The sequence below is a fragment of the Oscillospiraceae bacterium genome, assembly GCA_025758045.1.
Classification (GTDB): domain Bacteria; phylum Bacillota; class Clostridia; order Oscillospirales; family Ruminococcaceae; genus Gemmiger.
In genome coordinates, this window is the sequence record CP107208.1 from 648,603 (window position 1) to 671,823 (window position 23,221).

20 protein-coding genes are annotated in these 23,221 nt (G+C 56.9%); 6 read left to right on the plus strand and 14 right to left on the minus strand.

Features of this window, described 5'->3' with window-relative positions:
* Positions 1-144 precede the first annotated feature (144 nt).
* The 8 genes from OGM81_03240 to OGM81_03275 all read right to left on the minus strand — a co-directional run bounded on the left by OGM81_03240 (position 145) and on the right by OGM81_03275 (position 7,959).
* Complete coding sequence (locus OGM81_03240; protein ID UYJ44164.1) at positions 145-1,695, minus strand: SPFH domain-containing protein; 1,551 nt, start codon at positions 1,693-1,695, stop codon at positions 145-147.
* 429 nt (positions 1,696-2,124) lie between these two features.
* Positions 2,125-2,307 (minus strand): hypothetical protein, encoded by a 183-nt coding sequence (locus OGM81_03245; protein UYJ44165.1) that lies wholly within the window; start codon positions 2,305-2,307, stop codon positions 2,125-2,127.
* Between the two features lie 21 nt (positions 2,308-2,328).
* Positions 2,329-3,081, minus strand: a complete 753-nt coding sequence (locus tag OGM81_03250; GenBank protein ID UYJ44166.1) for an amino acid ABC transporter ATP-binding protein — start codon at positions 3,079-3,081, stop codon at positions 2,329-2,331.
* A gap of 24 nt (positions 3,082-3,105) precedes the next feature.
* Positions 3,106-3,615 carry a hypothetical protein gene (locus OGM81_03255; GenBank protein UYJ44167.1) on the minus strand — a complete coding sequence of 170 codons (510 nt, stop codon included), beginning with the start codon at positions 3,613-3,615 and terminating at the stop codon, positions 3,106-3,108.
* A 2-nt stretch (positions 3,616-3,617) separates the two neighbouring features.
* Complete coding sequence (locus OGM81_03260; GenBank protein ID UYJ44168.1) at positions 3,618-4,328, minus strand: amino acid ABC transporter permease; 711 nt, start codon at positions 4,326-4,328, stop codon at positions 3,618-3,620.
* A gap of 16 nt (positions 4,329-4,344) precedes the next feature.
* The gene (locus OGM81_03265; protein UYJ44169.1) at positions 4,345-5,211 is read right to left on the minus strand and encodes a transporter substrate-binding domain-containing protein; all 867 of its coding nucleotides are present in this window, start codon (positions 5,209-5,211) and stop codon (positions 4,345-4,347) included.
* Between the two features lie 426 nt (positions 5,212-5,637).
* Positions 5,638-7,203: a hydroxylamine reductase gene (gene hcp / locus OGM81_03270; protein ID UYJ44170.1), complete on the minus strand. Its 1,566-nt coding sequence runs from the start codon at positions 7,201-7,203 to the stop codon at positions 5,638-5,640.
* 495 nt (positions 7,204-7,698) lie between these two features.
* Positions 7,699-7,959 carry a response regulator gene (locus OGM81_03275; protein UYJ44171.1) on the minus strand — a complete coding sequence of 87 codons (261 nt, stop codon included), beginning with the start codon at positions 7,957-7,959 and terminating at the stop codon, positions 7,699-7,701.
* Here OGM81_03275 and OGM81_03280 point away from each other — a divergent pair.
* Entirely contained in the window at positions 7,952-8,140 is a 189-nt protein-coding gene (locus tag OGM81_03280) for a hypothetical protein (GenBank protein UYJ44172.1), read from the plus strand. The two genes, OGM81_03275 and OGM81_03280, sit on opposite strands and share 8 nt — an antisense overlap.
* A gap of 190 nt (positions 8,141-8,330) precedes the next feature.
* Here the strand turns inward: OGM81_03280 and OGM81_03285 are convergent, their stop codons facing one another.
* Positions 8,331-8,741 (minus strand): peptide deformylase, encoded by a 411-nt coding sequence (locus OGM81_03285; protein ID UYJ44173.1) that lies wholly within the window; start codon positions 8,739-8,741, stop codon positions 8,331-8,333.
* Between the two features lie 492 nt (positions 8,742-9,233).
* Here OGM81_03285 and OGM81_03290 point away from each other — a divergent pair, with 492 nt between their 5' ends.
* The gene (locus tag OGM81_03290) at positions 9,234-13,613 is read left to right on the plus strand and encodes an efflux RND transporter permease subunit (protein UYJ44174.1); all 4,380 of its coding nucleotides are present in this window, start codon (positions 9,234-9,236) and stop codon (positions 13,611-13,613) included.
* The gene (locus OGM81_03295; protein UYJ44175.1) at positions 13,610-14,206 is read left to right on the plus strand and encodes a TetR/AcrR family transcriptional regulator; all 597 of its coding nucleotides are present in this window, start codon (positions 13,610-13,612) and stop codon (positions 14,204-14,206) included. Before OGM81_03290 ends, OGM81_03295 begins: the two co-directional genes overlap by 4 nt.
* Before the next feature lie 71 nt (positions 14,207-14,277).
* Here OGM81_03295 and OGM81_03300 read toward each other — a convergent pair whose 3' ends face one another.
* The 5 genes from OGM81_03300 to OGM81_03320 all read right to left on the minus strand — a co-directional run bounded on the left by OGM81_03300 (position 14,278) and on the right by OGM81_03320 (position 19,742).
* A complete protein-coding gene (locus tag OGM81_03300; GenBank protein UYJ44176.1) occupies positions 14,278-15,675 on the minus strand; it encodes a Na+/H+ antiporter NhaC family protein in 1,398 nt (465 codons plus the stop codon).
* A 31-nt stretch (positions 15,676-15,706) separates the two neighbouring features.
* Entirely contained in the window at positions 15,707-16,933 is a 1,227-nt protein-coding gene (locus OGM81_03305; protein UYJ44177.1) for a pyridoxal phosphate-dependent aminotransferase, read from the minus strand.
* 67 nt (positions 16,934-17,000) lie between these two features.
* On the minus strand, positions 17,001-17,369 hold the full coding sequence (locus OGM81_03310) for a RidA family protein (GenBank protein UYJ44178.1): 369 nt from the start codon (positions 17,367-17,369) through the stop codon (positions 17,001-17,003).
* Positions 17,370-17,687: 318 nt separating this feature from the next.
* Positions 17,688-18,344, minus strand: a complete 657-nt coding sequence (locus OGM81_03315) for a PAS domain-containing protein (GenBank protein UYJ44179.1) — start codon at positions 18,342-18,344, stop codon at positions 17,688-17,690.
* Between the two features lie 81 nt (positions 18,345-18,425).
* On the minus strand, positions 18,426-19,742 hold the full coding sequence (locus tag OGM81_03320; protein ID UYJ44180.1) for a penicillin-binding protein 2: 1,317 nt from the start codon (positions 19,740-19,742) through the stop codon (positions 18,426-18,428).
* A gap of 182 nt (positions 19,743-19,924) precedes the next feature.
* On the opposite strand from OGM81_03320, the gene OGM81_03325 reads away from it, so the two are divergent.
* From OGM81_03325 to OGM81_03335, 3 genes are all read left to right on the plus strand, one after another.
* Complete coding sequence (locus OGM81_03325) at positions 19,925-21,142, plus strand: iron-containing alcohol dehydrogenase (protein ID UYJ44181.1); 1,218 nt, start codon at positions 19,925-19,927, stop codon at positions 21,140-21,142.
* 245 nt (positions 21,143-21,387) lie between these two features.
* Entirely contained in the window at positions 21,388-22,743 is a 1,356-nt protein-coding gene (locus OGM81_03330) for an MATE family efflux transporter (GenBank protein UYJ44182.1), read from the plus strand.
* Between the two features lie 113 nt (positions 22,744-22,856).
* A complete protein-coding gene (locus OGM81_03335; GenBank protein ID UYJ44183.1) occupies positions 22,857-23,219 on the plus strand; it encodes a BlaI/MecI/CopY family transcriptional regulator in 363 nt (120 codons plus the stop codon).
* Positions 23,220-23,221 lie beyond the last annotated feature (2 nt).

Sequence of the window (23,221 nt, forward strand, 5' to 3'; positions counted from 1 at the left end):
AACTGTTTGTTTTTCCCTGCTTTCTGATGCATGGAGTTCTTCTTACTGCATGCCATGTAAAAATTTTGTTGGCGGTATGCGGTTGTGCGGCAACACACAGCGCCCCTGCACGGTCGGCACAGGGGCGCTGGTTTTATGTAGCTGTTATTCGGTTACAGCGGCATGGTCCGCGGTGGTTTCTGCAGTAGGTGCAGAGGCCTGCGGGGTTTGCAAATTTTCTAACCCGGTCACGTTGATGTTGCGGTCGGTCTTGGCCTGGATGCTGTTGGCGCGGACAATCTCTTTCATGTCAATGCCGGTGGCTTCCTTCATGGCCTCCATGGTCTGGGCCATCAGCACGGGCACGTTGCCGGACACGCCCGACACACCGGAGGCATCGCCGCCGATGATGGACACCTTGTCGATGCTGGCAAGGGGCTGGGCCACGCTCTTGGCGATTTCGGGCAGCACCTTTATCATCATCTCGGCCACGGCGGCATCATTGTACTGCTTGTAGGCTTCGGCTTTCTGCTTCATCGCTTCGGCTTCGGCCAGGCCTTTCCGGCGGATGGCCTCGGCTTCGGCTTTACCGACCAGTTCGATGCCTTCGGCCTCCTGCTGCTTGGCAAACTTGGCGGCCTCGGCAGCGCGCTCGGCCTCGTACTTCTGGGCTTCGGCTTCTTTCTGGCGGCGGTACAGCTCGGCGTCGGCCTGCTTGCGCACCTCGGCATCCAGCTTGCGCTGCTGCACTTCGGCCTCCTGGGCGGCCAGGTCGACCATCTTCTTCTGGCGGGCGATCTCGGCGTCGGCTTCGGATTCCTTGACCTCCTTGGCACGCAGGTTGGTCTGGATCATACCGGCGGCCTGGGCGTCAGCGGCGGCCTTGTCGGCCTCGGCTTTCAGCTTGGACTTGGCCAGTTCCAGCTCGTTGTTGCGCTGGGCGATGGCCGTCTGGGCTTCAATCTCCTTCTCGTTGGCGGCCATGGCGGCGGCAGCCTTCGCGCAGGAGACATCGCGCTCGGCTTCGGCCTTGGCAATGGAGGCACGCTTTTTTACAAGTTCCTCCTGCTCCACGCCGATGGCCTCGATGACGCCGTGGTTGTGGCCCTGGGCATCGATGGCGTCCTTGACATCCTGCACGTTGAAGGTGACAACCTCCAGGCCCATCTTGGCCAGGTCCGGGCGGGCGTTTTCCACCACGCTGACGGCCATCTGCTTGCGGTTGGTCAGAATCTGGTCGACCGTCATCTCGCTGACGATCTCACGCAGGTTGCCTTGCAGCACATCGTTGATCTTCTCGTTGATGTGGGCTTCGTCCATGCCCAAAAAGTTGGAGATGGCGGCCTGCTGGCGGCTGTTGATGTACTTTTTGATGTCATCGTACCCGGCGTTACGGACTTCCTCGTCCGAGACGGTGGAGTTCTCGCTGTAGACCTGCACGGTGACGACGCTGTCCAGCCAGAGGGAGACGCCCTCTTTGGTTTTTACGCCAGTTTCCGGCGTTTTTACGTCGATTTTCAGCAGGCGCATGTTCAGCCGGTCGGCACGCTGTACAACGGGCAGTACAAACACGCCGCGGCCGCACACCACCTTGGGGCGGGACAGGCCAAAGCCCGTTACCACGATAGCCTGGGTAGGCGGGGCTTTTTTGTAGCAGAGAAGCGAGAACACGACCAGTGCCACCACAATGGCGGCGATAAGAATAGCAATCATCATTGATACATTCCTCCTTCGCTGATGATGGCTTTATTATACCGGCCGCGGGGGAAGGAATACAGGATGATTTTAGCAGAATAAGGCGGTCTATTTCTCTTTTGGGGGAGAAATAAGGGATGAGGGGAAGTGTTTCCGGAACTACCCATACCCAAATAACTCCGGAAGTACGGAAGTACTTCCTCTATAATCTTTATATCAATAAGTTACATATATACGTCAAAAAGTAAAAATATACTTCTTATTATACATTATGTTAAATTATATAACATACTTATAAAAAAGAGTAATTTATACGTATATATGTTATTTCTTGTTTATTTGTCTATAGAGGAACGTACTTCCGGAGTTCCGGAGTATAATAGGGGGCGGAAAAGGTCGGAAGTACCTGCAAAACAAAAAAGCTCCCTCGCCGGGAGCCTTTTGCTTTATTTATACAGCTTCGTTTACTGCCTGCTCCAGCTGTTCCAACGCCTGGGTCAGGGTGGCGTTCGAGGGACGCTCCCCTCTCGAGGAAAATCTCCATTTTATACCCGCGGGCGGCGGCGAAGGCGGCCAGGCCGATGTCGGTGTGTGGCCCACCAATTCCTCGATGGAATGTACAATACCCGCCATGGCCTGCTTCCTCCCTTACACTTAAATGCTGTAATCGTAGTCATCGGTGACGGTCCGCAAAAAGCGCTTGCTTGCCTCCTGCCGGGGGTGCAGGAAAAATTCTTTTGCGGAGGCTTCCTCAGCGACGACGCCGTTTTCCATAAAGATGATGCGGTCGGACACGTTGCGGGCAAAGCCCATCTCGTGGGTGACGACCACCAGCGTCAGGCCGTCGGCGGCCAGCTGGGTGATGGTGTTCAGCACCTCGCGGGTCAGCTCCGGGTCAAGGGCGGAGGTAGGCTCGTCAAACAGCAGCACTTCGGGCTTGAAGGCGATGGCGCGGGCGATGGCCACGCGCTGCTGCTGCCCGCCGGAGAGCTGGTCGGGGTAAAAGTCCTTGCGGTGGAGCATACCCACCTTTTCCAGCACCTCGTCGGCGGTCTTATCGGCGGTGGCGCGGTCCACGCCACGGGCGGTAATAAGGCCCTCCAGCACATTCTGCTTGACGGTCATGTTGCGGAAGAGGTTGAAGTTCTGGAACACATAGCCCATCTTCATCCGCAGGGCACGAATTTCGCTGTGCTTTAATTGGGTGATGCCCTTTTCAAAGTTATCGAACCGGATGGTGCCGCTGTCGGCCTTCTGCAAAAAGCTGATGCAGCGCAGCAGCGTTGTTTTACCGGAGCCACTGCTGCCCAGGATCGAGATGACCTCGCCCTTGTTGACATTGAGGTCCACGCCTTTCAGCACCTGGGTGGTGCCGTAGCTGCAATGCAGGTCTTTTACTTCCAGCATGGTGATGTGCTCCTTTGCTTTGGGTCACGCCAGATGATCCGGCGTGACGTCCAGAATATCGTTGAAGTAGTTGTTGGCGATCATCATCACGCCCATGGCGGTGACGACCACGATCTGCTCCTCGTTGAAGTAAGTCTTGAGCCTAGTAAAGAGCCCCTCGGGCACGTGCTTGGGGTCGTTGGCAATGGCGCGGCCGTAGTCGATGAGGACCTGCTCCTCGGGGGTGAACTCGAAGGTATCAAAGTCAATGCCGTTCTTTTTCAGCAGGTTGCGGAAGTAGATGCTGCACACCAGGCACCCGTTGGCCTGGGAGATGGCGTACTCGTAAAAATCAGCGGCACGCTTGCCGATGAGGCGGGCCAGCTCGTCATCCAGTGCGTAGGAGCCAGCCTCCACCGCATTGAAGGCGGCAGCATTGTGCAGCAGGGTGCGCTTTTCGGCAGTAATGGTATGGCCCTCGGCCACATGGTCGGCCACGATCTTTTTAATGTTTTCGGGGGCGGTATCGATGTTGATTTCACTGATTCTTGCCATAATTACGCAGGCTCCTTTTCCAGTTGTTTTTGTACGGCGGATTGCCGTTTCGGCTGTTTCCAGGCAAGGCGCTTTTCCAACACGCTTTGCAGCAGGGTCAGCACCGTGTTGAGCATTAAGTAGACAAAGGCAGCTTCGCAATACAGCGCAAAGGGTTCAAAGGTGCGGGAGGCAATCTGCTGGGCGGCTTTGAACATTTCCACCACCGTGATGCTGGCGGCCAGCGAGCTGTCCTTCGTCAGGCCGATGAGGGTGCTGAACAGCGTGGGGAAGGCCACCCGTGCAGCCTGGGGCAAAATGACCCGCAGCATGATCTGGCCGGAACTCAGGCCGATCATGTACCCGGCCTCCCACTGGCCTTCCGGCACTGACTGGATGGCGGCGCGGATGGTCTCGGACATATAGGCCGCGTAGTTCAGCGAGAAGGCGATGACCGCCGACGGGAACGCATCCAGCGTGATGCCTAAGGACGGCAGGCCGAAGAAGATGATGTACATCTGGACGATCAGCGGCGTACCGCGGAACACCCAGACATACACGCGGGCCAGCGGCTTAAGCACCGGGATCTTTTGAATTTGAATCAGCGCCAGCAGGAAACCCAGCACCAGGCTCAGGATGTAGATGCACACGGTAAGGGGGATGGTGACCTGCACACAGTACAGGACCAGCCGGGGAAACGAGGATACCAGAATATCCAGCAGTCTTTGCGTCATTGCGAATCACCTGCAATCAATTGCTGTAAGCGGAGTTGGTGTAATCACCGCCCAGATATTTTTCAGAGATCTCTTTCAGGGTGCCTTCCTCGCGGAGTTCGGCCAGCGCAGCGTTGATAGCGTCCAGGAACTCCGGCTCACCCTTGCGGACGGGGATGGCGATGACATCCTCGGAGTTTGGGATGATAAAGGCGGCCTTCAGCTTATCGGCGGCGTCTGGGTGCTCATCCAGGTAAGCGTTCAGCACCGGAACGCTGATGCCCAGGAAGTCGGCGCGGCCGGAGAGGACCAGGTCGATGGCCTCGGCGCTGGTATCGATGCCGACCACCTCGGCACCGTTCTCCTCGTACCAGGGGATGAAGGCGTTGGTGGTGTTGGTGGCAATCTTCTTGCCGTTCAGGTCCTCGGGGCCGTTGATGCTGTCATCGTCGGCACGCACGACCACGCGGCGGGCTTCGTAGTAGTAGGGGTCGGAGAAGTCGTATTTTTCGGCGCGCTCGTCGGTGATGCTGACACTGTTGATGACCGTATCAAAGCGGCCGGTGTCAATACCGATGAGCAGCGAGTCCCAGGCGGCCTCCTGGAACTCGACCTCGACGCCCAGCTTTTCGGCCAGGGCCTTGCCCAGTTCCACGTCCAGGCCGGTCAGCTCGCCGTTATCATCGTGGTAGGTGAACGGCGGGTAGGTACCTTCGACACCGATGACCAGCTTGCCGGCGGCCTTGACTTTTTCCAGCTTGTTTTCACCGGAGGTTTCAGCCGTGGAGGCGGTGGTGTCGGTAGAAGTTGCTGCAGAAGAAGCGCTGCTGCCGCAGCCGGCCAGGGCGGCGGTCAAGGTAAGTGCGGCCAGCGCAGCGGCGGACTTTTTCAAGATTTTTTTCATGGTAGTTTCCCCTCTGTCATTTTTCTATGTTCTTGTGTTTCGTTTCGGCGGTTCAACGTACCCGAACAGGTAAAACAAAAGCCCGGGGGCTTTTACAGGCTCCCAGGCACACAGCAAACGATGTTGTACAGTTACACTTTAAACATCGACAAAGCACAAGCAAGACGAATGTGCCCGGCCATACGGATATGCCTGGGAGCAAAACATTCGACAACACATGCGGACGGCGGCGATGGCATGGATGGTATACATGGCACATTTCTCCCTTCGTCTTTGTTCGTGCTTCCTGTTCGGATTCATTGGCTGTATCATACACCTATTTACCTACTATGTCAATATGTTAGTAGGTAAATAATGCAAAAATATTTGCAGAAATTTACAAAAATACGGCAGCACGTTTGTTTATTGTGCTGCCGTTGGATGGTTTTATTCGTGTAAAATGGCCTTCAGGTCGGTTTTGGGGTCGCTGGTGGGGGTCAGGTGGTAGTTTTCCACCAGAAATTGTAATACATTTGGTGAGACAAACGCCGGGATGGTGGGGCCTAAATAGATGTGCTGCAGACCCAGATAGAGCAGCGTCAACAGGATGCAGACGGCTTTCTGCTCGTACCAGGAGAGCACCAGCGTCAGCGGCAGGTCGTTGACCCCGCAGCCGAAGGCCTCGGCCAGGGCCATGGCAATGCGGATCGCGCTGTAGGCATCGTTGCACTGGCCGCAATCCAAGATGCGCGGGATGCCCCCGATGCTGCCCAGGTCCATATCGTTCAGCCGGTATTTACCGCAGGCCAAGGTCAAAATCAGCGTATCTGCGGGGGTCATGCGGGCAAAGTCAGTGTAATAACTGCGGCTGGGAGCCGCGCCGTCGCACCCGCCGATGAGGAAGATGTGGCGAATTTTGCCGCTTTTCACCAGCTGCACGATCTCCCCCGCATGGGCCAGCACGGCGTTGCGGGCAAAGCCGGTGGTGACGGTGTGGCCGCCGTTCATGCCGGTCATGGGATGGTCCTCCGGGTAGCCGCCGCACTCCAGCGCCTTTTCAATGACCGGTGTAAAATCCTTGTCCGCGCCGATGTGGGGGATCTCCGGGTAGGAGACCACCGAGGTGGTGAACACCCGGTCGCAGTAGCTTTGCCGCACCGGCATCAGGCAGTTGGTGGTAAACAGAATGGGCGCCGGGATATTGTGGAACTCGGTCTGCTGGTTCTGCCATCCGGTGCCAAAGTTGCCCTTTAAGTGGGGGTACTTTTTCAGCTCCGGGTAACCGTGGGCAGGCAGCATCTCGCTGTGGGTGTAGATGTTGATGCCCTTGCCCTCGGTCTGCTCCAGCAGCAGCTTTAAATCGTGCAGGTCGTGGCCGCTTACCACGATAAACGGTCCTTTTTCAATCGTCAGCGGCACGGTGACGGGCACCGGGTCGCCGTAGGCTTCGGTGTTGGCGGCGTCCAACAGGGCCATGCAGGCCAGGTTGACCTCGCCGGTTTTCAGCACCAGTTTTAGCAGGTCATCCGGTGATTTTTCCTCGCCCAGGGCGGCCAGTGCCTCGTAGAAATAGCGGTTCACGGCGGGGTCGGTCTTGCCCAGGGCGCGGGCGTGGTAGGCATAGGCTGCCATGCCCTTGAGGCCGAACAAGATCAGCGATTTCAGCGACCGAACGTCCTCCCCTGCCCGCCAAAGCTCGGCCATATCATAATCCGCAAAGTGGGTGGTGCTGACGGCGGCTTTCTCTTTCTCTATATCGTTTTTGATTTGCAGGATCGTCTCGTTATTGAAGTTCACGTTGGTGATGGTGGTAAACAGCCCTTTCAGCATCAGCTCGTCGGTGCGTTCGGTGGCTGTCCCCGCCTGCACCGCCTGCGCAAGGCCGATCAGCGCGCCGATGACTTCATCCTGATAGTTGGCGGTATCAGCCTTTTTGCCGCACACCCCGGCCTTACCATCGCACCCGGTATTGTGCGCCGTCTGCTGGCACTGGAAACAAAACATCTCTTGCATGTGGTTGCCCCCCTTACAGAATATCACTATCTATAAGGGTGGGCAGGCTGCGGGGATTTTATGCAGACACAAAAACAGCGTCACCCCGCCGGTAACAAGGCTGGGTGGCGCTGCTTTGGAATCATGCTTATATCGGTTTTGCTATGTGGTGGTGTTTGCCTCTTGCCACTATGTATAGGTACGCGGCACCTGTTTTTCCACCAGTTTGTGGGGTTTTACAGGGCTGCTATTTTTTATTGAGGTCTATTTTATTTTAATAACATGTCGCGATTTTTTCAAGGTTTGTGTCGACTTTTGTCGCGCTGCATCGACCGTTTTCGACATGTTTCGCAAAGAAAATTTTTACGAAAATGTTTGCATTTTTCTCTCGCACAACAGATTTTGTGAAATTGTCAGGATTTTTGGGGCACAACAAAACGCCCCCGCAGCCGGTAAGTTCCGGCCGCAGGGGCGCTGTGGGGCATGGTTCAATTTTCCATGGCTTTATACAGTTGTCTAATGTTGGGTAAACTTGGCGATGGTCGCCTTGACCAGCGGCATATTCAGCGGCTTAGCCAGGTGGGCGTTCATGTCCGCATCCAGGCATTTGCGGGCATCCTCGGCAAAGGCGTTAGCCGTCAGGGCCAGGATGGGCACAGTCTCGACATCGGGGCGGTCCAATGCACGGATGATGCGAGCAGTGGTCAAGCCGTCCACGTTGGGCATCATCACGTCCATCAGGATGGCATCGTACTCGCCGGGGGGCGGATTGCTCAAACAGGTCGATGGCCTGCCGGCCTCTGTCTTTGGCCAAGGTGGTGTTTTTGCCGCGCTCCTCGTCATGGATAAGGTCGAGGCCGACGGCCTGCTCGTTGTTAGCCAGCGGATAGACCTGCTCGACCACACCGTCGGGGCCAGCTCAATGGCCTGGATGATGCCGTCGCTGTCCAGCATGTAGTGGCAGAGGTCGTCGTAGCTGGATTTGTCTATATCAACGCCGGACTCGATGATATTTTTGAGCAGGTACGAACGGGAGGGGATTGTCATATATACGCGGCGGGGGATTATCAATTTTTGTCGAAAAGGATATTCGCGGCATGCAAAAAGCCGGGCGCGGCGGGGCGCTCGGCTTTCTGGGTAGGTGTAGTTTAGATGATGATACCGTTACAATGGTCGACTTCGTGCTGGATGATCTGGGCGGTCCAGCCGGTGAAGTTTTTGATGTGAGTGTGCATTTCGCGGTCCTGCCACTGCACCTTGATGGTTTTGTGGCGCTTGGTCTTGCGCTGGCCCTGCAGGGAGAGACAGCCTTCCTCGGTAAGATAGAGGCCCTTGCGGTAGACGATCTCGGGGTTGAACATCTCCCGCAGGGTGCCCTCGTCATCAAACACGATGATAGCTTTGTTGACGCCGATCATGTTGGCAGCCATGCCTACGCAGCCATCGGCGTGGGCACGCAGGGTGTCCAGCAGGTCGTCCGCCGTGGGGATGTCATCAGCCGTGGCGGGCTGGGCTTTTTGGGCCAGGAATACCGTATCTTTCATCAGTTCGCGTACCATGGGGTTCTCCTTTGTCTATTATATAAGGGCAATACCGCATAATTCTAAGTGCCGATACGGCGAGCGAGGTGCGGCAGATGCTAAGCCAAAAGCGCAGATAATACTTTGTGTATTATCGAGCATTTTGGCAACGCAGTTGCCGTGCCGCACACCGAGCCGCAGCGAGGCGCTTCGGAGCGCAACCGACGCTTTGCGGCGGCTCTTGGCGCGGAGATCCGCCGGAGCGGTGCTTAAGCCGCTAGGCGGGAATTGTGCGGTGTTGCCTAAGGTATTATAGCATAAAAGCGGGCGGATGCAAGCATCCGCCCCTATGGCAAGAGCTGCTGCTGTATTGTAAGGGCCGATGCTCGCCATCGGCCCGCAAGTGCCACCCAAAATGTGAATTTTTTTCTCCTCCGTTGTACACGGCTAACGTTTGTGCTATACTGGCATCGTTGCCGACCGACCGGTCGGTCGGTTTTTGTAAGCCCACGGAAAGGATCTTTTCAACCTATGCCGAAATACAGTGTCAAAAAGCCCTTCACCATTCTGGTGGCGGTCATCCTGGTGCTGGTGCTGGGCGTGGTCAGCCTGCTGCGCATCCAAACGGATCTGCTGCCCTCGATGAACCTGCCCTACCTGCTGGTAATGACCACCTACCCCGGCGCCAGCCCTGAACAGGTGGAGGCCGATGTGACCCAGCCGCTGGAAAACAGCCTTTCCACGCTGAACGGCGTGAAAAACGTGACCAGCCAAAGCAACGAGAACTACAGCCTTATCTTTCTGGAATACCAGGAAGATACCGACATGGACAGCGCCATGGTCAAGGCCAGCACGGCCGTGAACCAGCTGGGCGACACCCTGCCCGACATGGCCAGCACTCCCACACTGATCGAGATCAGCCCCGATATGATGGCCACCCAGTACGTGGCTGTGGACTGCGAGGGCATGGACATCTACGAGCTGTCCGACTACATCAACGACACGATCTTGCCCCAACTGGAGCGCGTGGACGGCGTAGCCAGCGTTTCCACCACCGGCCTGGTGAAGCAGACCGTGCAGATCACCCTCGATCAGGACAAGATCGATGAGGTGAACGACAAGCTGCTGGTGAAAGTCAGTGACCGGCTGGCCGAAGCCAAGGACCAGCTGGACGAGAACCGCGCCAAGATCAACGAAGGTCTGGCCCAACTGGACGACGCCCAAGCGCAACTGGACAGCGGCAAAAGCCAGCTGAACACCCAGAAATCCAACATCACCCAGCAGCTGCGGGACGCCATTACCCAATTGGACGACCAGATTCCCACGCTGGAGCAGAAGATCGCCGACCTGAAAGGCCAGCTGGACAAGGCCAACCAACAGCTGGGCAGCCTGAAGACCGATCCGTCCAGCCTGCCGGAGGTCACCCTGCCCATCGACGACGCGCTGTTTGCCAGCTGCAAGCAAATTCTGGCCCAGTACGACAGCGAGTACAACGCCGCCGCCCTGCCCGCCAATCTGGAAGAAGCCAAGAGAGACCTTAACAAGATGGCTGCCATGATCGCCTCCATCGACCGCGCCGATGCCGCCATCCAGGCCGCTGCCGCGCCGCTGACCGGCGATGCCACCATCGAGCAGGCCAATGCCGCGCTGAACATTCAGATCACGGCACTTACGCTGCAAATTCAGCAGTTGGACAATGAAATCGCCAACGGCATCAACGGCGGTGCCACCGACGAGGAGCTGCAGGCCAAGCGCGACCAGCAGACCGCCCTGCAGGCCCAGCTGACCACGGCCACCGCCAACCGCGATGCCCTGACCGGCTACAGCGACATGGTGAATACCCTGTCCACCACCCGCACCGCTTTGCAGAACGCCACCGTGCTGCTGAACGCCCGCAAGGACGCCGAGTCCAGCCTGAACAGCAGCACCGAGGAACTGCGCAAGACGCTGCAATCCACCATCTCCAGCCTGAACGACCAGCTGACCAAGGCCCAGACGATGCTGACCCAGCTGAACGACCAGCGCGGCAAGCTGCAGACGATGCTGGAGAATCTGGAAGAGAACCCTGTGGACCCCAGCCTGGCCGATATGGCCGTACAGCTGCTTTTAAGCGGCAGCGAGGCCCAGCTGCAGCTGGGCGAGTTCCAGCTGGAAAGCGGCCGTACCCAGCTGGAATCCGGCAAAGCGCAGTTGGACGCCGCGCAGGAAGAATACGATTCTGCCCGCGAAGAAGCGCTGAAAAGCGCCAACCTGGACCAGCTGCTGAACATGAACACGTTGAAACAGCTGATCTCCGCCCAGAACTTCTCGATGCCCGCCGGGTATATTGAGGGCGGCGAGGGCGATGACAACCGCTACATTGTAAAGGTGGGCGACACCTTCGACAGCGCCGACACACTGAAAAGCATGGTGCTGTGCAGCATTGACGGCATCGGCGATGTGCGCCTTTCCGACGTGGCGGACGTAGAGATCACCGACAACGCCGATGACAGCTACGCCAAGGTGGGCGGCAACCGCGCGGTGCTGCTCTCCATTTACAAGAGTTCCACCGCGTCCACCTCAGCCGTGTCCTCCGCCAGCACCGCCGCCATGCAGACTTTGATGGACGGCAAGGACGGCCTGCACCTGACCACCATCATGGACCAGGGCGACTACATCCGCATGATCGTCAAGAGCGTGCTGTCCAACCTGGTGGAAGGCGCCGTGCTGGCCATTCTGGTGCTGGCACTGTTCCTGAAGGACCTGCGCCCAACGCTGGTCGTCGCCATCTCGATGCCGCTGAGCGTGCTGTTTGCCATCGTGATGATGTATTTCACCGGCATCACCTTCAATATCCTCAGTCTGTCGGGCCTGGCGCTGGGCATCGGCATGCTGGTGGATAACTCGGTCGTTGTCATCGAGAACATCTACCGTCTGCGCGGGCGCGGCGTACCGGCCCCGCGGGCTTCGGTTCAGGGTGCCCGGCAGGTATCGGGTTCCATCATCTCCTCGACCCTGACCACCATCTGCGTATTTTTGCCGATGATCTTCTCCACCGGCATGGTGCGCGAACTGCTCACCGATATGGCACTGACTATCACCTTCAGCCTGCTGGCCTCGCTGATCGTGGCGTTGACCGTGGTGCCCTGCGCGGGTTCCACCGTACTGCGCACCCAAAAAGAGGTCAAGCACCCGCTGTTTGACAAGCTGCTGGACGGCTACGAGAAAGCCCTGCGCTTCTGCCTGAAAGTCAAGGCCCTTCCCCTGGGGCTGGCTATCAGCCTGCTGGTGCTGTCGGTGTGGCGCATTGCCACCATGGGCATTGTCATGATCCCCGATATGGGCAGCAACCAGCTCTCAATCACCGTGGACGTGGCCGACGACACCGCCAAGGACGACGCTTTTGCCACCGCCGATGCTGTAATGGACGCCGTGAGCGCCCTTGACGGCGTACAGACCGTGGGCGCGATGTCCGGCGGCAACAGCATGGTGTCCATGATGGGCAGTGATGCCGCCGTGGACAACACAACCTTTACCTATTATGTACTGCTGACAGATGAGGGTGCCCGCCGGGGCAGCGAAATTCAAGAACAGATCACCGATGCCACCGCCTCCCTGCCCTGCGAAGTGACCGTGAATGCCAACGGCATGATGGACATGAGCGCACTTTCCGGCAGCGGTATCGAGGTCGACCTGTACGGCAGCGACCTGAACGATTTGAACACTGCCGCGGAGCAGGTGGTCGACCTGTTGAACAGCGTGGACGGCATTGCCAACGCCAGCGATGGCCAGGAGAACGGCGACGAGGAGATCAACATCTCCATCGACAAGGACAAAGCCATGCGGATGGGCCTGACCGTAGCGCAGGTCTACCAGCAGGTAGCCGCCAAACTGACCACCGATACCACCGCCACCACACTGAAAGCCAACGGCACCAACTACACCGTGACCATCGTGGACAAGACCGAAACGCCGGATCTGGACAGCCTGTTCAACATGGAATTTGAGACGACCACCACCGATGAGGACGGCAGCAGTGTAACCGAGACCCATACCCTGGGCGAGTTTGCCACCCGCACCACCAGCGCAGGCTTTGTTTCCATCGCCCGCGAGAATGGCTCCCGCAAGATGAGCGTAACCAGCGAGACCGTGGACGGCTACAACACCACCCTGCTCTCCCGCGAGGTGGAGCCGAAGCTGGCCGCGCTGGATCTGCCCGACAGCGTGACCGCCGAGCTGGCCGGTGAAACTACCCAGGTGGCCGAGATGTTGCAGCAGATGGTGCTTATGACGACCCTGGCGCTGATCTTCGTCTACTTTGTTATGGTGGCACAGTTCCAGAGTTTGCTGTCGCCCTTCATCGTGCTGTTTACGATTCCACTGGCCTTTACCGGCGGCATGCTGGGGCTGATGATTGCCGGCGAACAGCTTTCGCTGATCTCGCTGATGGGCTTCCTGGTTTTGATGGGCGTTGTCGTCAACAACGGCATCGTCTTTGTGGACTACGTCAATCAGCTGCGCATTGGCGGGCTGGAGCGTACCGACGCGCTGGTAGCCACCGGCCGTACCCGTATGCGCCCCATTTTGATGACCACCCTGACCACCGTGCTGGCTATGGTAACGATGCTGTTCAGCCAGGATGTGGGCAGCGACATGAGCAAGGGTATGGCCATCGTAATCATTGGCGGCCTGACCTATGCCACGTTGATGACGCTGTTCATCGTGCCCGTGATGTACGACCTGTTCTACCGCAAGCCGCCTGTGAACATTGACGTGGGCGACGATGGCATGGACGATCTGCCCGATGACGCCGCCGAATTTGCGGCAGAGTTTGCCGCCCGCCGCGCCGGTGCGGCCCAGCCTGCCGCCGACGCCGAAGCGGAACCCACTTTTGAGACCACCCTGCTGCCCCCGAAGGAGGATGCGAAATGACCCCTGACAGCCATGCACAGCGCAAAGCCAAAGTATACGAAGCCGCACTGGCCTTAACGTCTCAGGGCGTCAGCCCCGCCGCTATGACCATCCAGCAGCTGGCCGACGCCGCGGGCATCGGCAAAGGCACCGTGTACGAATATTTTTCCTCGAAAGAAGAGATTTTGCAGGGCGTGGCCCGCTACTGCTTTGCGCAGGAGAACGAGCGCATCGCCGCCCGGTTTGACCGCTGCCGCACGCTGGTCGATTTGGAGAATGAGCTGGTGGACTATTTGCAGGAGGATGCCGCCCAGCGGATGAGCACCTACCGGCTGTTGGCCGTCAGCTTTGGCCAGCAGGCCGCTTTGCCCGAATGTACCAACGCATGTCGCAGCCAGCTGACTGCCCTGACCGATGCGCTGGTGGCCCGCCTGCAGGCCGCCGGGGAGATCGACCCCGACTTAACGATGGACGCTTGCCGCACCTCGATCTTCTGCACCGTGACCGGCGGGTTGATTGCCCTGTGCTGCAGCGCCGGCAACGGGGATGCCCTGCCAGATTTGCCGCAAAACCTGCGCGACAATTTGCACAGGAGTTTGCGGCCACAGAAATAAAGTACTGACAAAAAAGCGTCCCACATCCATGGATTGGATGCAGGACGCTTTTTTATGTTACTGTAAAGCGATTACTTTTTCGCAGGTTCATCTTCGTGTTTACGGCCCCAACCGGTAATGACCGCAACCAGGAAGGTGCCAAACAGTGCAAAGGCGTATACTGTTCCGCCTGCCACTTCTACAGGGGAAAGTCCGGTCAGAGCAGCACCGATAAATACAAACACGCTCATAAACGGCACAATAGCAGGCAGGCTGTTTGCCGTACCATCCAGAAGGTTTGCACGACGGTAGGGATGAATGTTCTTGGCAGAGCCAATGCGGTTCAAGATGGGACCAAAAGTCAGAATCGAAGCACTGGTAACACCACCGAACAGGATCGTTGTCAGGGAAATGCCAAGCATGCAAATTAGTTCAGCGCCGCGCTCGGTGCTGGCGGCCTTGCTCTGCAGAATACTGTCCGCCAGATAATCCAACAGGCCGGCGTCATTCAATACACCCATAATGCCAAAAACCGAAATGACCAGCGCACAGGTAGGCAGAATATTGTTCACACCATCAATGAGGAAACCCACAGCCGCGTTGTTCGCTGCATCGTTAGCAAATACATCGGCAAAAGTGAACAGTCCTGCTGCCAGTCCCACAACGGTACCCAGGCTGAGGCCAACGCCGATACCTGCATAGATGTTGCGGGTCTTGGTAGAAACAACCAGCATTACTACAACTGGGAGCAGCATGACCAGTGTTGTCGGATTCGATACCGCATCGATCTCGCCGCCCTGATAAGTACCGCCGATACCGCCAACGATAGCAAAGAACACGATGGTAATGAGCCCAGCAACTGCAGAATACTGCACACGACTGCTGACGACACCGCCAATATCTGCCGGGCGGCCATCATGGAACTGCTGCGTGGAAGAAGATGCAATCGTAGTATCAGAGATAGGGGCAAGGTTGTCACCAAACACAGCGCCGGAAACAATGCAGCCAGCCATCCACATAGGATTTGCGCCCAGAATCAAGCCTGCCGGGTAAAAAATCGGAAACGCAATAAACATGGTTCCAATAGAGGAACCGGTCGCCGTAGAGACAATGCAGGTTGCCAGAAAAGTAAAGGCAACAAATAACCCCCCACGGATTCCGAAGGAATTTGCCAGCCAGACAAAACCACCAGACAAACCGCAGATCTTAATCAACTGGCTGAACATACCCGTCAGGAGAAGAATTACCACAACCGAAACCGATGTAATGGAGCTTATCCCCCGCACGGCGCTGTCCCAGAATTCGCTGTAGCTGGTGCAGAACAATCCGCCTACCAACAATGCAATGAAACCGCCTACCGCCAGGGCCTCCATGTTGAACGCCTTGAAAATAATGAATAGAACAACACAGAAAAAGACATAAATCACAACTGGCACCAACGAGAAAAACATTCCGCCGCGAAATGTCAGTTTTTTCCTTGTTTCGTCCATGATAATTTGATTCCTCCTTATATCCGGAATATCAGGTTATTAACCCCTTTTGTCTGGCCAGTTCAGTGAAAGCTGCCTTAATACGTTCAAAGCGCTGTACCGCATCTTCATCTTTGGCAAAGCAGGCTGTTACAATGCGGATGAAACCTGCGCCCTGCTCCCCATAAGGGGTGCCCTGGTTTACCATAATTTTGGCGTGCTCCATCAGATAATCAGCCACTTCCTGCGAAGTCCCCAGGGCGCTCACATCCAGCCAGGAAAGGATGCCGCTTTCACTCATGCGCATCTTGACGCCCGGTGCAGAGCCCAGAATTTCACAAGCCAATCTGCGTCGGCGATCCAATCTCTCATAGTATTCCGGCAAAATTGTCTTATCCTTCAGCGCTGCAATCGCACCAAAGGTAGAGGCTGTGCAGGGTGCTCCCAGAACGTTCACCGCAGCACCGTAGAATACATCCATGATGTGATCATCTGCATACAGGTACGCCATACGATAGCCGCTCAGACCGTAGCCCTTAGACAGCGAACAAACCGTAACCGTGCGTTCCCACATGCCAGGAAGAGTGCAGGGGGACACAAACTCGATTCCATCAAAGATATGGTCCTCAAACGCCTGATCACAAACCAAAACCAGATCATGGCGAACAATAAACCTCGCCAATTCTTCCAGGTTATCTTTACGATATACAACTGTAGTGGGATTGTTGGGATGTGTCAGCAGCACCATTTTTGTGTGCGGCGTAACACGCTTTTCCAGTTCCTCGATATGAATACGATAATTGTCATCATACCAGGTCGGCACATGAACAGCCTTAGCCCCAAGGAGTTTGCAGTTCAAATAGTTGCTGGGATAGCTGGGGTCAGGGACCAGCACTTCGTCACCGGCTTCCAAGAACGGCATCATCGCAAACAGCAGGCCAGAGTCCGAACCCGGGGTCACAATTACATTCCGACTGGGATCGATTGCCAGGCCCGTCCGCTCATGGATATGTTCGGCCAGCGCGCAGCGTAGTTCGTACATACCGACAGGCAAGGTATAGTGGGACGGGAATCCTCCCTTTACCGCTTCCATCGTAGCCTTTTTCACCGATTCCGGGATAGACGGGTCTGGGTAAAACATATCTGCCCAGGCCATTACATCGCCGCCTGCTTTCTGGAATACGCTGGCACCTTCGCCTACATCCGCCTTGCTGACATTTAGGAATAAGCCGCCCTGCAGGTCCTTAAATCGGGCATTCATCTTTGTTTTGATATCCATGAAATTTTCCTCGCTTTTCTAACAGCAGTTGTGCTGCTGTCAATCTTTCGGGCGCGGATAGAGTCCATTATACTTCCGCGACAGCCTCGATTTCGCAGCGCACACCCTTGGGCAGGTCCTTGACGGCACAGCAGCTGCGGGCCGGGTTGCTGGTGAAGTACTGTGCGTAAACACTGTTGAAGGTTGCAAAGTCTGCCATATCTGCCAGAAAACAGGTGGTCTTTACTACTTTATCGATGCCGGTGCCGCCAGCCGCCAGCACAGCCGCCACGTTTTTGCAGCTCTGGTGAGCCTGGGCCTCGATGCCCTCGGGGATCGTACCATCAGCAGGGTTTACGGGAATCTGGCCGGAGCAGTAAGCGAAACCTCCAGAAACGATGCCCTGAGAATACGGGCCAATGGCTGCGGGTGCGTTGTTCGTTGCAATGATTTTCATAAGATAGTCCTCCTTAAAAAATTCGTTCTTTTTGCAATGAAATATTTTTCATTGCTCGTTGTCCTCATTATATCAATAAACTATTTTTCAGTCTATTGGCAAGTTGTAGGAAAGTTTCTTCTTTCTTTTGTTTAGTCTGACGAGTCACGGATTCTGCAGCAAAAATCGTCATATTTATGCTGTTACGCAAAAAAGATGCCAGCCGGGTTGTCTGCCCGGCTGGCGTCCTTGCCTTTCTGAACTATCTATAGTATACACATTCCTGCTACAAATTGCAACTAAGAATGAAAAGTATTTCATTGCAAAGACTTAACTTTTTTATTCAAGTCCCTTGCAGTGGCGCAAATGAAGGTACACGGTGTTTTTTGAAATGTTCAGGCAGTCTGCCACCTGAATCACTGCGTCTTTGATATTGAAAATGCCCGAGGCATACAACTTACTGACAATTTCTCTGTTACGCAGTACACTTCCCGCCAGCCCTTCTGCATCGGTTTCTGCTGCCGCACGCTGTACGGCAGCCTGCACCATTTCTGTAGAATTCTGTACATAGGTTTCCGCTACAGGCTGGCTCTGTGCGGGGGAAATCGTTTCCAGAAGCTGCGAAAGCGGGGTGTCCATATAAAAATTGATACACAGTAACCCGATGATTCGCTGTTCACTGCCCCGGATTGCGATCGTACAAGAGCGCAGCGGTTTTCCATCGCGGTTTGTGCTGGAATAGCAGACCGTATCCCCCTGGGTCTGTGCGTGGATACGTCCCAACATCGTAAGGGCCAATTCTGTGATAGGTGCGCCCTCGCTGCGGCCCGTGTGACTATTCATCACCCGAATTGCCGAATGTTCCAGGTCTTCCAAGCTATGCAGCACCAGTTCATAGCCTGTGCCCAAATATTGTGCCAGACCGTCCAGCATCTGGCAGTAGGAATCCAATATCAGCCGATCTTCCGGCGTGAACTGCACCTCAGGTGATTTCATAGTCGCCTCCATGTCCCATCTTTTTTGCTTTCATGATACTGCATTTTAGCCAAAAAATCAAATAAATTCGCGTTCTTTTTCTTATACAAAATCGTTTACCGGGCCCATCCGGTCGGCTGTATAATATTCGCTGCGCTTGATCTCGCCGGGCAGGTCGATGCCAGTAGCCTCCCGCAAGCCAAAGGCGGCAAAATAATCGCAGAACCGTTCTTTTCCAAGCCGTGCGCCGATCTGGATAAAGCAGGGGTTGCAGCTGACAGCCAGCCCTTGTGCGAAAGTCTCGGCTCCGTGGACGTGGCCGTTGGCGCAGCGGAACCGTGTGCCTGCCACGCTGATCTTGCCCGCGCATACAAAGTAATCGGTGGGCTTGCAGGCACCGCTGTCCAGCGCGGCGGCCGCTGTGATGAGCTTGAATACACTGCCGGGCTCGTACAGGTCGCTGATGGCCTTGTTGCGCCACTGGGCCTGCTGGGCCTTTTGCAGGGCGGCGCTGCGCTCCTCACCGGTCAGGGCATCCACCGCCGCGCGGGCATCGTCATCGATGAGCCGCCGGGGCGTGTTGGGGTCGTAGTCCGGCTGGCAGCTCATCGCCAGCACAGCCCCCGTCTGCACATCCATCACAATGCCCACGCCCCGCTCGGCCACATGGTGCTCCTGCACGGCGGCGGAGAGGGCGCTTTCCAGCCAGTGCTGAATTTCTGCGTCGATGGTCAGCGTCAGGCTGTTGCCGGGCACGGCCTCCTGCAGGGTCTGGTAGTGGGTGGGCATGTCGTAGCCCCAGGCGTTTTTGGCCGTTAAGATCTGCCCGTTCTGGCCGGTCAACTCCTTATTATAGTAAAGTTCCAGCCCCCACAGGCCCGCGTTGTCTACATCGGTAAAGCCCAGCAGGCCGCCCATAAAATCTCCCTGCGGGTAGACGCGGCGGGTATCCTGCCGGATCTGGATGCCCTGGGCATTGTGCTCCTGACACCAGGCACGCACGGCGTCGGCCATCTCCCGGTTGGCGCGGCGGCGCAGCAGGCAGTCGTTGGAGGTGCGGACCGAGAATTTTTCCAGCGTTTCCGCATAGTCTAGTTCCAGGATCCCGCTCAACGCTTTGGCGGCAGGCTCCACCAGCTCGTCGGCCAGCTCCCGCGGGGCGGCACGGATGGTCCAGCAGGTCTCGCTGGCAGCCAGCAGCGTGCCATCAGCCGAGGTAATCTCCCCGCGGGCGGCGGGCAGTGTGGCCCCGCGCAGCTGCTGGTCGGAGGCTCGGGCGGCATAACCGTCGGCGTCCACCAATTGCAGCACGGCCAGCCGCCCTACCAGCCCGCCCAGGCATCCCACAGCCAGCACACCTGCCAGCAGCCGGATGCGCAGCCGCATCCCCTTGGTTTGCAAAGGTGAAAGGTGACGCATGAGAAAAGCCCCCTTTTCAGCGTAGTTCAGTTCTTTTCAAGCTATGAAACGCAATCTGGCAAAATGCCGAAATTTGGGTCGCAAATTCGTTCAAACGTCAATTGACCTTTAAACGGAATCAGCGTAAAATGTTAAGTAATGAATTTGACAATAATTTGTCAAGCTATAAAGGAGGCAATTTTATGGCAAGATTTACTCTCCCTCGTGACCTGTATCACGGCCCCAAAGCCCTGGAGGCATTGAAGACCCTGCCCGGCAAGCGCGCAATGATCTGCGTCGGCGGCGGCTCCATGAAGCGGTTCGGCTTCCTGGATCGTGCCGAGGCTTACTTAAAAGAAGCCGGCATGGAAGTGGAGCTGTTCGAGGGTATCGAGCCTGACCCGTCCGTTGAGACCGTCATGAAGGGCGCGGCTGCAATGGAGAAATTCCAGCCGGACTGGATCGTTGCCATCGGCGGCGGTTCCCCCATCGATGCCGCCAAGGCCATGTGGATCAAGTACGAGTATCCTGACATCACCTTTGAGGATATGTGCAAGGTCTTTGGCATCCCGCCGCTGCGCCGCAAGGCACACTTCTGCGCCATCTCCTCCACCTCCGGCACTGCTACCGAGGTGACTGCCTTCTCCATCATCACCGATTATGAGAAGGGCATCAAGTATCCTATCGCTGACTTTGAGATCACCCCCGATGTCGCCATCGTCGACCCCGAGCTGGCCCACACCATGCCCAAAAAGCTGGTGGCCCACACCGGTATGGACGCCATGACCCACGCCATCGAGGCTTACGTTTCCACTGCCAACTGCGACTTTACCGACCCGCTGGCCCTGCATGCTATCGAGATGATCCAGGCCAACCTCATTGGCAGCTACAACGGCGATATGGATAAGCGCGACGCCATGCACAACGCACAGTGCCTGGCCGGTATGGCGTTCTCCAACGCGCTGCTGGGCATCGTGCACAGCATGGCACACAAGACTGGCGCGGCCTTTGCGGATTACGGTGCCCACATCATCCACGGTGCCGCCAACGCCATGTACCTGCCCAAGGTCATCGCCTTCAACGCCAAAGACCCCACCGCCAAAGCCCGCTACGGTGTGATTGCCGACAAGATGAACCTGGGCGGCGCCAACGACGACGAGAAGGTCGCCCTGCTTATCAAGTACCTGCGCGGCATGAACGACGACCTGAACATCCCGCACTGCATCGGCCACTACGGCCCCGACTCTTACCCCTGCGAGCAGGGCTTTGTTCCGGAGAATGTGTTCCTGGAGAGACTGCCTGAGATCGCCAAGAACGCCATCGCCGACGCCTGCACGGGCTCCAACCCGCGCCAGCCCAGCCAGGAAGAAATGGAAAAGCTGCTGAAGTGCTGCTACTACGACACCGAGGTCGACTTCTAAACTTTATACCAAAAAACCGGGTCCCCGCTGCGGGGCCCGGTTTTTTTGCTGCCCCAAACCGGGCAATATCCATCCGATTGCAAATTTTGTGCCATCGGCAGCCGGACAGCAAATTTGCGCAATTTTTGCCTGTTTGTCTTGCTTTTTATCAATTGCATCACCGCGGATGTTGGGCTATAATGATACATAATTCGTGCAGATATTATGCCCTTTGGGTTTAGGAAAATGAAGGAGGAACTCCCGGTATGGGTACCGCAACGCAAGCAAAGGCGCCGCTTTTTACGCGGTCTGCGCTGGTGGCGCTGATCTGGCCGCTGTTTTTGGAGCAGACCCTAAGCGTGACGATGGGCATGGCTGACACCCTGATGGTGGCCGGTGTGGGCGAGGCGGCTGTGTCCAGCGTGTCGCTGGTGGACAGCCTGAACATTCTGATTATCCAAATCCTGGCGGCACTGGCCACCGGCGGCGCGGTGGTCGCCAGCCAGTACATGGGCCGCCGCGACCAGGAGAGCGCCCAGCGCAGCGCGGCCCAGCTGTACAGCGTGCTGGCCATCTCCACGGTTGCGGTGGGCGTGCTGTGCCTGGCGCTGTCCCGCCCCATTCTGCGCGGGGTGTTTGGCAGCATTGACGACGAGGTCATGCACTACGCGCAGCAATATTTCATCATCAGCGCCATCTCCTACCCGTTCATTGGGCTGTACAACGGCGGCGCAGCGCTGTTCCGTGCCCAGGGCAACAGCCGCATCAGCATGCTGGCCAGTTTGGTGATGAATGTCATCAACATCGGCGGCAACGCGCTGTTGATTTATGGCTTTGGCATGGGCGTTGTGGGCGCGGCGCTGGCTACGCTGATCGGCCGCGTGTTTGCGGCAGTGTGGATCTTGTGGCAGAACCAGAACATCCACAACCCGCTGCGGGTGGCCGGTTTTGCCGACCTGCGCCCCCGCAAGGAGCCAATCATGAAGGTGCTGGCCATCGGTGTGCCGTCGGGTTTGGAGAACGGCATGTTCCAAATCGGCAAGCTGTGCGTCAGCAGCCTGACCTCGACCCTGGGCACCGCCGCCATTGCGGCCAATGCCGTGGCCAACAGCGTTTGCACGGCGGCCAACGTGCCCGGCGCTACGATGAACCTGGCCATGATCCCAGTGGTGGGCCGCTGTCTGGGTGCCGGGGACAAGGAACAGGCGAAAAAGTACTCCCTGCAGCTGACCGGTATTGCCATCGTGGGCCTGGGGCTGACCAATTTGGCCATGTTTTTTCTGCTGCCGGAGATTATCACCTGGTTCCACCTGTCGGCCGAGGCGGCCAGCATGTGCACGGTGGTGGTGCACTGGTTCAGCGTGTTCTGCGTGGTGTTCTGGGCCCCCAGCTTTACCCTGCCCAACGCCCTGCGCAGCGGCGGCGATGCCAAGTTTACGATGCTCGTCAGTATCGCCAGCATGTGGGTGTTCCGCGTGATTTTAAGCTATTTCTTTGTGCTGCAGATGCACATGGGGCTGACCGGCGTATGGTTTGGCATGTTTGTGGATTGGATCTGCCGGAGTATTTTGTTTGGGGTACGGTTTTATAGCGGCAAATGGATGGAGCATAAGGTAATTTAATTTCTGCTTTCCCCCACCTAAGCAGGGGAAAGCATTTTTTATTGACAATTTTGGTCTACTGTGATAGACTACAAATAAAAGAAGTCTATCCATGTAGACCAAAGGAGAAAACCATGAACCATTTAGCCGAAGCTGAATACCGGTTTGCCTGCCTGGTGTGGGACACCGAGCCCCTGCCCAGCGGCCAGCTGGTCAAACTTTCCGCCGCCGAGCTGGGTTGGAAAAAAAGCACCACCTATACCGTGCTGAAAAAGCTGTGCGAGCGCGGCATTCTGCAAAACGAGGGCGGCACTGTGACCAGCCTGGTAAAAAAGGAGGAAGTGCAGTGCGCCGAGAGCGCCGCCGTGGTGGACAAGACCTTTGACGGCAGCCTGCCGCGCTTCGTGGCCGCATTTTTGAACTCGAAGCCCATCAGCGCCGCCGAAGCGGCCGAGATCCGCGCCCTGTTGGACGCGGCCCAATCGAAAGAGGGGTGACT